Origin of the sequence: Rhodanobacter aciditrophus (assembly GCF_042679525.1) — a bacterium.
GTDB classification, from domain to species: domain Bacteria; phylum Pseudomonadota; class Gammaproteobacteria; order Pseudomonadales; family Marinomonadaceae; genus Marinomonas; species Marinomonas aciditrophus.
In genome coordinates this window covers 428411-440016 of sequence record NZ_JBHTMN010000003.1, presented here as the reverse complement: position 1 = coordinate 440016, position 11606 = coordinate 428411, and the positions used below count along the sequence as shown (strand labels likewise).

The window sequence follows — 11606 nt, the reverse complement described above, 5'->3', positions numbered from 1 at the left end:
ATTCGCTTTGCAGTCCGTGGTGGCCTGCCGTGTCAGTGGGTGCGTATAATACGCATCAGAATTTTGAGTGCAAGTACTTTTTAATTTTTTTTAACATTTATTTAAAGCGCTTTAATTTCAGTATTTGAAAAACAAAAAGGCCAACTTATTAGTTGGCCTTTCAAAATGTTTGTCTGCTGTTTATAAGCCGTAGGACATAAGTCGATTGTAACGTCTTTCTAACAGTTCATCTGTTGAAAGCGCTTCAAGACGATCTAATACTTCCAAAACATTTTCTTTGTATCGTTCAGCCATAAGCGCATGGTTAATATGCGCACCACCTAGAGGCTCTTCGATAATAGTATCCACGAAGCCAAGCTCTTGTAGGCGATCAGCAGTAATACCCATAGCCTTCGCCGCATCAGAAGCACGGTCTGCGCTCTTCCAAAGAATAGATGCACAACCTTCAGGAGAGATAACTGAGTAGGTACCATATTGAAGCATCATCAGCTCATCACATACGCCGATTGCCAAAGCACCACCAGAACCACCTTCACCAATGACTGTTGAAATGATAGGGGTTTTAAGACGAGACATTACCGCCAAGTTGTAAGCAATGGCTTCACTCTGACCACGCTCCTCTGCACCAATACCAGGGTAGGCCCCAGGTGTGTCGATTAGCGTTACAATTGGCATTTTGAAGCGTTCAGCGGTTTCCATTAGACGTAAAGCCTTACGGTAACCTTCTGGTCGAGGCATACCAAAGTTACGAAGCACCTTCTCTTTTACTTCGCGACCTTTTTGATGGCCAATCACCATCACTGGGCGCCCATCAATACGGGCAACACCACCAACAATGGCACGGTCGTCTGCATAATGACGATCACCATGCATTTCTTCAAAATCACTGAATGCATGCTTAATGTAGTCAAGAGTGTATGGGCGCTTAGGATGACGCGCTAATTGAGAAACTTCCCATGCACCTAGGTTACTAAATAAGCTCTGAGTTAGAGTAACCTTTTTCTCTTCTAGTCGGCTGATCTCTTCACTGATATTCAGATCATTGTCATTACCAACGAGTCGTAATTCTTCAATTTTTTGTTCGAGCTCAGCAATCGGCTGCTCAAAAGGTAAATAATCTAGGTTCATTTTTTACACACTGCTATTTGTTTGCTCGTTATTCTACAGAAAGTTCTGGCTTCCAGCATCCTATCACCGCCCTCAATCCTCAGGATTTCGGTAAAAGGACTATAAAATGGCGCTAAGTATACACTAACTGCACATTTTGTTTACCGTATTGTTTCTGTAGTTCGTAAATTAAATCGTCATCGGGTCGAATTTTCCACTGGGGACCAAGACGCACATCCCCAGACGCCCTATCCGTATCAAACCCAATCACAACGTCACAGCCATCCCCTCTAAAGGGAGCAATATGCTGGGTAAGCTGTTCAATGTGTATTGGTGTCACCTCTTGTTCGCTCCAGTCGATACGCAACGCTTCGACATAGCGTACCCGAGCCATAGAAATATCTAGCACATTTCGTGCGGACACCTTCTGGCCGCCACGAAACTCATCAAAACTCACTTCCCCTTCTACCACGACCACTTGATCAGGTACTAGGTATTGCTTCACATTTTCGAATACATCCGTGAAGACCGCTACTTCAATACGGGCAGATCTATCATCTAGGGTAATAAAAGCAATATTACCGCCGCGCTTACTCTTAGTAACTCGCATTTCTACGATCAAGCCAGCGATGATCTGAGTGTCTCGCTTAGGCTGAAGATCAACAATCTTAGATCGTGCAAAACGGCGAATTTCGGTTTCATAATCATCGATAGGATGCCCAGTTACATACAAACCGAGTGTGTCTTTCTCACCATCAAGTCGCTGTCGCCCAGGCCACTCATCTAACACACCGATTTCGTCGTAGGCATTTTCAGTAGACTCATCCACAGCAATGCCAAATAAATCCCCCATCCCAGCATCATGACTTTTGGCACTTTGATCCGCACGTTTTAATGCTTCATCAATGGAAGCAAACAACGTGGCACGATTTGGCCCAATGGTATCAAAGGCTCCCGAGCGCACTAGGGCTTCCATCACTCGTTTGTTTACCTTACGACCCACCCGTTGGCAAAAATCAAAGATGTGCTCAAAAGGCCCTTCTTTACGAGCTTCGACAATTGCTTCAATTGGGCCCTCGCCCACACCTTTGATAGCACCCAATCCGTAGACGATGGCACCGTCTAAATTAACAGTAAACTTATAAACTGATTCATTCACATTAGGCAGATCTAGCACCAAGCCCATGGCCCGACACTCTTCTACGAATATAACGATCTTGTCTGTGTTCTGCATATCCGCAGACAATACCGCCGCCATAAAAGGCGCTGGATAATGCTGTTTTAACCACGCGGTTTGGTATGACACTAAGGCATAAGCTGCGGAGTGAGATTTGTTAAAACCGTAACCCGCGAACTTTTCCATCAAATCAAAGATGTTACCACCCAGATCTTTGTCCACGTTGTTCTTTGCCGCGCCTTCCATAAAGATAAGTCGCTGCTCTGCCATAACTTCGGCTTTTTTCTTACCCATGGCTCGACGAAGCAAGTCGGCACCACCGAGAGAGAACTTCGCCAAAACCTGAGCAATCTGCATTACTTGCTCTTGGTACAAGATAATGCCGTAAGTAGGTTCAAGAACAGGTTTAAGGTCTTGATGTTGGTAGTCGGGATGAGGGTAAGCCAGCTCCGCACGTCCGTGCTTACGGTTGATAAAGTCATCCACCATGCCGGAACCGAGTGGCCCCGGTCGGTAAAGAGCTACCAATGCTATGATGTCTTCAAAACGTGACGGCAGTAGCTTCTTAATCAGCTCTTTCATGCCGCGGGATTCCAGCTGGAATACCGCTGTGGTTTCCGCTCTTTGTAGTAAGTCGTAGGTGGCTTTATCTTCTAAATCGATTAGCTCAATTTCTAATGGTGGCTTGCCTTGTCTAGCATGGAGATCATTAATCATCCCCAAGGCCCAGTCGACCACTGTTAACGTTTTCAAACCTAAGAAGTCGAATTTTACCAGTCCGGCTTCTTCCACGTCGTTCTTATCATATTGAGTAACGAGACCAGAGCCGTCTTCTTCACAGTACAATGGTGCAAAGTCGGTCAGTTTTGTTGGCGCAATTACTACGCCACCGGCGTGCTTACCGAAGTTACGCACCGTTCCTTCTAGTTTGAACGCCATTTCCATGACTTCAGCAGCTTCTTCATCCCCTTCGATGAATTCCACCAAAGCAGGTTCAACTTCTAGTGCCTTTTTAAGGGTCATGCCGATTTCAAACGGAATCAACTTAGAAAGCTTATCGCCAAGGCTATAAGGCTTACCCTGAACTCGCGCCACATCACGCACTACCGCTTTTGCCGCCATCTGACCAAAGGTAATGATCTGAGACACGGCATCTCGACCATAGGTCTGAGCCACATAGTCAATCACTCGATCTCGGTTATCCATACAGAAGTCGATATCGAAGTCAGGCATGGAGACACGCTCAGGGTTTAGGAATCGCTCAAACAGCAGGTCGTATTCAAGGGGATCCAAATCTGTGATTTTCAAGGCATAGGCCACAAGGGAACCGGCACCTGAACCACGGCCAGGGCCCACAGGAATATCGTTATCCTTAGACCATTGAATAAAGTCCATTACGATAAGAAAGTAACCGGGGAATCCCATTTGGTTAATGATGTCGAGTTCAAAGTTAAGACGGTCGATGTACTCTTGCCGACGGGCCTCAATTCGCTCACCACCTTTCTTAACCAATATTTTGAAGCGATCCTCTAAGCCTTTATGAGACAACTCACGGAAGTAATCCTCCATGGTCATCCCTTCTGGAACAGGGAAATCTGGCAAAAAGTATTTGCCCAACAGAACATCTACATTACAGCGTTTAGCAATCTCAACAGTATTTTCCACTGCCTCGGGCAGATCCGAAAACAGCTCCACCATTTCATCTGCGGATTTAAAATACTGCTCTTCTGAATACTTACGTACCCGCCTAGGATCCCCCAAAGTGATACCATCGTGGATAGAGACACGTGCTTCGTGGGCTTCAAAATCTTCTTTTTTCAAGAAACGTACATCGTTTGTCGCCACCACAGGACAATGGTACTCAGCTGCAATGGGGACGATTTGATGTATGTAGTTTTCTTCACCCGAGCGCAGAGTACGCACAACTTCCGCGTAATAGCGTCCAGGAAAAATAGACATCCAACGCTGCAAAAAGGCTTTGGCTTCTTCGATTTTGCCCTTTGCCAGCAAAAAGCCCACATCACCATGCATGCCGCCAGATAATGCAATCACGTCTTCTGCGTGTTGAGCGACCCATTCACGCTTGATCACTGGACGACCTTCCACCTGCCCCAGTTGATAACCTTTTGAGATGACTTCGATGATATTTTTATAGCCTTTGTTAGACATGGCTAACAAGGTCATCCGTGTGCGCTGCTCTATCTCCCCTGCGGCTTCCAACATGATATCAGCACCACAGATAGGCTTAAGGCCTTTCCCCATGGCACCGGAGTAGAAGCGGACAAAACCACATAGGTTATTTTCATCTGACATTGCCACAGCTGGCATGCCTTGCTGTTCGGCCTCAGAAATTAGCCCTTTAACCTTCACCAATCCATCTACTAAAGAGTATTCGGTGTGCACGCGTAGATGTATAAAAGAGGACATGTGATTAACCTTCTAGAATCCGTTTAACTGGAGCAAAACTTTTACGATGTATGTCGCATACGCCATGTTCTTCGATTGCAGCGAGATGTTGTGCCGTTGGATACCCTTTATGTTTAGCAAAGCCATACTCTGGGTACACCTGATCAAGAGCCACGATTTCCCGATCTCGGGTTACTTTAGCAAGAATTGACGCAGCAGCAATAGCCATATGTCGAGCATCCCCCTTTACTACAGCTTCCCCAGGACAAGGCAAGTTTGGAGGAACCCGATTACCATCAATCAAGGCATGTTGAGCCGACACCGACAAGCTAGAAATCGCCCGCTCCATAGCTAGCATGCTGGCATGTAGAATATTCAACGTATCTATTTCATCTACAGAAGCACGCGCAACGCTATAAGAAAGGGCCTTTTCGGTAATTTCTTCAAATAGCGCTTCACGCTTTTTTTCAGACAGTTTTTTGGAGTCATTTAATCCGACAATCGGCCGATCTGGATCTAAAATGACCGCAGCAGCAACAACATCTCCTGCCAAGGGGCCACGGCCAGCTTCGTCGGCACCCGCCAATAACTGACCAAAGTACACCTGACTGATAAAAGGTTCGAGATTACTCATCACCTATCTCCTGAGCAATGGCTCGGGCTGCCGCTTCACCAGCATCACGTTTCAACAGCTCATGCAATCGTTTGTAGGTGTCATGGAGTTCTGCATCTTGGTCATAGCGTGATAACTCAGTCAGCAAAGCTGATGCTAAACGTTCTCCCGTTGCGTCGTCCTGCAGCAACTCAGGGATTAAACGCTTTTGAGCTAATAGGTTTGGCAATGACACATAAGGCACCTTCAACATGCGACTCATAATGGCGTAGGTCAGCTTAGTAAACTTATAAGCAACCACCATGGGTCGTTTCACCAGCATAGCTTCCAAGGCAGCGGTTCCAGAAGCCATTAAAATGGCATCACCAGCTGCCATCACCTCACGGGATCGCCCATCTATAATCGCTGCATCAACGGAGGCATATTCTTGAAGCACAGTCTCTATTTGCTGGCGACGTTCTATGTTAGCCGCCGGAATCAAAAACTTAGCATTGGGCTTAGATTGCTTTATTTGCACCATGGCCTGTGCAAAAGTCGGCATCAGTCGACTCACCTCACCGCCTCGGGAACCAGGTAAAATGGCAATCCATTCAGCCTCCTGATCCAACCCAAGCTGCTGACGCGCTTGATGCTTATCAGATTCCATTGGCACATCATCTGCCAAAGTATGCCCCACACAAACAGCGGGCACTTTATGATCCTGATAAATCTGTAGCTCGAAAGGAAATAAGGTCAACATTAGGTCGACCGACTTTTTGATTTTAAAAATACGCTTTTGACGCCATGCCCAAACAGACGGGCTGACATAATGGATGGCTTTTAAGCCCTGCTCTTTTAGCTTACGCGCTAAGGGCAAATTAAAATCAGGGGAATCGACACCAATAAAGGCATCTGGACGTTTATCAAGACAATGATTAAATAAGGATTTTCGAATTCCCAACAGCTCTCGCAAGCGCCCAAGCACCTCCACCAAACCCATGACGGATAATCGTTCCATTGGGACAAAGCTATCTAGCCCTTGCTCTATCATCAAAGGCCCACCAATCCCTTCAAAGATTGCATCTGGGTAACGCTGTTTAAGATGCTTAATCAAGTTGGCACCTAGGATATCGCCAGATGCCTCACCGGCGACAATAACAAAACGCTTCTGCATGTATCAAAACCTTCATAAAAAAACCCCGAGCATGTCGGGGTTTTTTTGTTAGAACCGCCAATCAGCGAACTATTCCGCGTCTAGAACGGCGAATCGATAAGACAAAGTCTGCCACTTCTTGTACCTGATATAAATCACCGGACTCTAGATCTTCTAATGCTTGCTCTAAAGGAAGCGACTTCAAGTAAACGGTTTTATAAGCAGTACGTAATGCTTTAATGACTTCAGGGGACATACCACGACGGCGCATGCCCTCAAAGTTCATACCGTGAGCTTTAGCTGGGTCGCCCGACACCATTGTATAGCGCGGCACATCCTTAGCCACCATGGACCCCATGCCACACATACTAAATGAATTCACCTGACAAAATTGGTGAACCCCCGTGTAACCACCCAAGATAACCGAATCACCAACATGAACATGCCCAGCCAAGGCTGCGTAGTTCGCAAGGATATTATTATCTCCGACTATACAGTCATGGCCCACATGGGTACTTGCCATAAACAAGTTACCGTTACCAATTCGCGTAATACCCTGATCCTGAACAGTGCCACGATGCAAAGTAGCATTTTCGCGAATGACATTTCGGTCGCCAATGATGAGCTCTGTCGGCTCGCCTTTGTATTTTTTGTCTTGGTTAGCTTCACCAACGGAAGCAAACTGATAAATCTCATTATCTTCGCCAATCATGGTATGACCATTAATGACGACATGGGATTTAACCACTGTGCCAGAACCAATTTTCACATTTGGGCCTATGACACAAAAAGGCCCTATTTCAACATCACTGTCTAGTTCTGCTTTTGGATCAACTATCGCAGTTGGATGTATCAACACTTAAACTTTCCTATCAGCACATAAAATAGTAGAAGAGCATACAAGCTCCCCTTCGACAGAGGCTTTCACTTCAAATTTCCAAATGCCGCGACGCTCAGTCAAAATTCGTGCTTCTAATTGTAGACGATCACCAGGCACAACGGGACGCTTAAATCGCGTATTGTCAGCACCAACAAAGTAATAAATGGAACCATCTTCTGGGGTTTTACCCATTGTTTTAAAGCCAAGAATACCCGCAGCTTGAGCCATGGCCTCAATAATCAACACACCAGGCATAACTGGATGATCAGGGAAATGCCCATTAAAGAACGGCTCATTCACCGTCACATTTTTATACGCAACGATTGACTCCCCAAGTGTCATATCAACAACGCGATCCACCAATAGAAACGGATAGCGGTGGGGGAGGTAACGGCGAATTTCATTCACATCCATCATTTATGCATTAACCTTTTGTTAAAAGCTTAGAAACTTGTTTTTCCAATTTTGAGATTTGTGCAGACATATTGTCGATACGACGCAAGCGCGCGGCAGAACGACGCCATTTAGGGGTACTGTCTAAGGCAGTACCAGAAGAGTAAGATCCCGCTTCTGTAATAGAGCGCGTTACTAAGCTCATCGCCGTTATATGTACGTTATCAGCCAAAGTGAGATGACCAGCAAAGCCAACCCCACCAGCAATTGTACAAGACTTTCCGATAATAGTGCTTCCCGCAATACCGACACAACCTGCAATGGCGCTATTATCACCGATTACAACGTTATGAGCAATTTGCACAAGGTTATCAATTTTAACACCGTTACCAATAATAGTGTTATCGATTGCACCACGGTCAATCGTAGTATTCGAACCAATTTCTACATCATCACCAATTACGACCGATCCTAATTGATGAATCTTCTGCCAACGGCCTTGGTTAGGCGCAAAACCAAAGCCATCTGATCCTATAACAGCACCACTGTGCACAATGCATCGCTGCCCAAGCACAACACCGTAATAAAGCGTCGCATTTGCAGCCAATACTGAGCCAGCCCCAATAACCACAGACTCCGCTATAACAGCCCCAGCCTCTATACGTACATCAGCTCCGATTTCAGCATTTGCCCCGATTGTGACATTAGGTCCGACAGAAACATTTGCACCTAGATTAGCTGACGTATGAATTACTGCAGAGGGATGAACTTTTTGATCCCAGCCTTCCACATCAGGCACAAAAAACTTTGTTACCTGAGCAAAGGCTAAGTAGGGGTTTTTGACGATGATGGCATTACGCACTTTGCTAGCGTCAGCCTCATCCCTGATGAGGACTGCACCAGCTTCACTGTTTGATAATGAATCTGCGTATTTGGGGTTTGATAAGAAACTCAACTGTTCAGGGCGGGCATGATCCAAAGCACCTAAAGAATCAATGGTGTAATCAGGATCCCCTAGCAGCTCACCATTAACATGCTCCGCAATCTCTAACAGTGTATAGCTCATTCACTAGTTCTCTTTATTTAATTTTTCGATCAACTCTGCCGTAATATCAACCGATCCATTAGTGTATATCGCCGCTTGACGATTGAGCACTGCATCCAATTTGCGCTCTTCTATAATCTCTTTTAAAGCTGCCTCACCTTTTGGTGTCAGGTCTTGAATAAGCTTTTGCTCCATTTGCTGCGCTTGTTGCTGCATTGCAGACACCATAGAACGCAACTGAGCTTGTTTTTCATTGATCGCTTGGCGACGTGATTTTATATCCTCTGGCGCCAAGGTCAACTCATCTCGCTTCAATGATTCAGCCATTTCTTTCAGAGAGGCGTTTTCTTTATCGAGACGAGCCTTCATTTGATCAACTTGCTGACGAGGCGCTTTCGCCGCCTCTTGACCAGCGTTACTTTGAAGAATTGCCGCCCTGAAATCCAGCACTGCAATCTCCGCTGCCTGCGCCTGAATGCAAAACATTGCCACAAGCAAAATTCCTAAAAGCTTTTTCATAACCAATCCTTATCTATATTAGAATGTTGTACCCAACTGGAACTGGAAGAAATCCGTTGAGTCACCATCTTTCGCGTTCAATGCGCGAGCAATATTGAATGACAGAGGTGCGATCGGAGTAATCCAAGTCCAGTTAAAACCTAAACTGTAACGAATTTCACCAAAATCAACCCCTTCCTGACAGGATGTATTGCCGGAATAACAGTAATCCGTGAAGGTATTACCTGCGTCGAGGAAGATAGAAGTCCGCACCGAACTGTGATCCTCCACCATGGGCATTGGGAAGATAATCTCCGCCGTACCCGCTAGCAGAATATTACCACCGATAGCATCTGGGTCAGTGTCATCGTCATATGAGTTCTTAGGTCCTAATGACGATGCACTATAACCCCGCACAGTGTAAACACCACCTGCGTAATAGTTTTCAAAGAAAGGCAGGCGATCGGTATCCCCATAACCAAAACCATAACCCGCACGACCTTTTAAGTGGAACAACCAAAGACTGTCGTCTGATAGGTTCCAGTAGCGCTGTGATGTCGCTCCCAGTTTCGCGTAAGTTTGCTCACCAGCAGGTGTGGCAATATCAAGGGTTAATCGAGTGGTATAACCATTAGTCGGTAGCACACCACCCACAATGTCATTATCCGTCCAAGCGATATTCGCCAAGATATCGTCAAATGAATCACCGTACTCATCCACATAAGCACTGGTCTCATTAGATGGGTTGGAGCCGAAGCTGACACTTGTGGTTTTCACCGTCGCCCCAAAACTTAAGCGCTGAGTATCAGAGATGGGATAACCAAAAGACACGGACGCACCAATACGGTCAATATCGTAGTCTTCCACATCATCTTCGTCGTGATCACTGACCTGATAGAACGCCGTATAACCTCGACTGACACCATCCACAGTGAAGTAAGGGTTGTCATAGGACAGAGTGTAATCTTGGGTTTGATTGGTACGCGTCATGTTAAAGGCTAACTTGTTACCCGTACCAAAGAAGTTACGCTTAGACACACCAAAACCTAGCACCGTACCATCAGACTGGGAATAACCAATACTTGCCTGGATGCTGCCAGAAGGTTGCTCTTCTACAGTCACCTCAAGATCGACCTGATCCGTCGTGCCCGGAATTGAGCGAGTTTGCAGATCCACTTTAGAGAAAAAGCCTAAACGCTCTATCGCTCGTTTAGAGGACTGAATCTTAGTATGGGTTGCTAACGCCCCTTCAAACTGAGTCATTTCTCGACGCAAGACTTCGTCTTTTGTCTCAGAGTTGCCGCTGAAGTTAATACGGCGAACATATACCTTAGGCCCGGGAGTGATGTGGTAGGTGATATTCACCTGATGATCATCAAGTTTCTCAGGAATGATATTTACATTAGCAAACAGGTAACCTTCATCCCCAAGTTCAGTGGAGATAGCGTCCATAATTTGAGTGACTTGCTTACGGGAGAATACATCCCCCTGCTCTTGATCAATGTGTTGCCAAACACGATCTTCGGTGATCGGCAAAGAGCCACTGAGGTTAATATTATTAATGTAGTAAGGTTCACCCTCTTCTACGTTCACCACAACATAAACGTCACGCTTATCAGCTGAAACACTTACTTGACTAGAAACAAGACGATAATCCAAATAGCCGCGATCTAAATAGAAACTGCGAAGGGTTTCTAAATCACCCTGAACCTTTTGCTTGGAATATTCGTCAGCTGAGCTAAACGGATTAAAATACCCTGTTTCAGCGGAAGCAAAGTTTTTAGTTAGCTCCTCATCATCAAAATCATGGTTACCTGTGATATTGATATGAACAATCTTAGCTGTGACACCTTCTTCAATATTGATTCCAATTGCCACACGATTACGGGGTAATTCTTCTACTTCAATACTGACTTTGGCACTGTATCGGCCCAAGGCATAATACTGACGCTGCAGCTCTTGCTCGATCTGATTCAAGGTTTCTGGCTTATAAATTTCACCCACCTCTAAACCAGACAAAGTCAAACCGCGCTGCAAATCTTCCTTAGAAATCATATCGTTACCTTCAATGGTCAACTGCCCGATAGACGGCCGCTCAACCACTTTAAAGATAACCACTCCATTATCTTCGAATACTTCAATATCACTAAAATAACCTGTAGCAAACAAGCTATTCACAGCGTCATAGACTTTCGAAGAGTCGTACCCTTCGCCTTGCTTAAAACCGATAGTGTCGAATGCACGGGTTGCAGACATCTGCAACAAACCGTCAACACGAACATCAGCCACTGTCTTTGCAAAACTCTGAACACTACAACACGCCAAAACCGCGGCAACAAAGACTTTCACATTTAC

At 45.6% G+C, this 11606-nt stretch carries 9 protein-coding genes; all 9 read right to left on the bottom strand.

Annotated features, from left to right (window positions below; translation table 11 throughout):
- Positions 1-180 precede the first annotated feature (180 nt).
- The 9 genes from accA to bamA all read right to left on the bottom strand — a co-directional run bounded on the left by accA (position 181) and on the right by bamA (position 11600).
- On the bottom strand, positions 181-1128 hold the full coding sequence (gene accA, locus ACFQ45_RS02715) for an acetyl-CoA carboxylase carboxyl transferase subunit alpha (protein WP_377365061.1): 948 nt from the start codon (positions 1126-1128) through the stop codon (positions 181-183).
- A gap of 112 nt (positions 1129-1240) precedes the next feature.
- Positions 1241-4711 carry a DNA polymerase III subunit alpha gene (gene dnaE, locus ACFQ45_RS02710; RefSeq protein ID WP_377365059.1) on the bottom strand — a complete coding sequence of 1157 codons (3471 nt, stop codon included), beginning with the start codon at positions 4709-4711 and terminating at the stop codon, positions 1241-1243.
- 4 nt (positions 4712-4715) lie between these two features.
- Complete coding sequence (gene rnhB, locus ACFQ45_RS02705; protein ID WP_377365057.1) at positions 4716-5324, bottom strand: ribonuclease HII; 609 nt, start codon at positions 5322-5324, stop codon at positions 4716-4718.
- Positions 5317-6456: a lipid-A-disaccharide synthase gene (gene lpxB, locus ACFQ45_RS02700; protein WP_377365055.1), complete on the bottom strand. Its 1140-nt coding sequence runs from the start codon at positions 6454-6456 to the stop codon at positions 5317-5319. Before lpxB ends, rnhB begins: the two co-directional genes overlap by 8 nt.
- Before the next feature lie 61 nt (positions 6457-6517).
- Positions 6518-7294: an acyl-ACP--UDP-N-acetylglucosamine O-acyltransferase gene (gene lpxA, locus ACFQ45_RS02695; RefSeq protein ID WP_452600439.1), complete on the bottom strand. Its 777-nt coding sequence runs from the start codon at positions 7292-7294 to the stop codon at positions 6518-6520.
- Entirely contained in the window at positions 7295-7732 is a 438-nt protein-coding gene (fabZ, locus tag ACFQ45_RS02690) for a 3-hydroxyacyl-ACP dehydratase FabZ (protein ID WP_377365053.1), read from the bottom strand.
- A 7-nt stretch (positions 7733-7739) separates the two neighbouring features.
- Complete coding sequence (lpxD, locus tag ACFQ45_RS02685; RefSeq protein ID WP_377365051.1) at positions 7740-8774, bottom strand: UDP-3-O-(3-hydroxymyristoyl)glucosamine N-acyltransferase; 1035 nt, start codon at positions 8772-8774, stop codon at positions 7740-7742.
- Between the two features lie 3 nt (positions 8775-8777).
- Entirely contained in the window at positions 8778-9272 is a 495-nt protein-coding gene (locus tag ACFQ45_RS02680) for an OmpH family outer membrane protein (protein WP_377365049.1), read from the bottom strand.
- An 18-nt stretch (positions 9273-9290) separates the two neighbouring features.
- A complete protein-coding gene (gene bamA / locus ACFQ45_RS02675; RefSeq protein ID WP_377365047.1) occupies positions 9291-11600 on the bottom strand; it encodes an outer membrane protein assembly factor BamA in 2310 nt (769 codons plus the stop codon).
- Between the last annotated feature and the right edge of the window lie 6 nt (positions 11601-11606).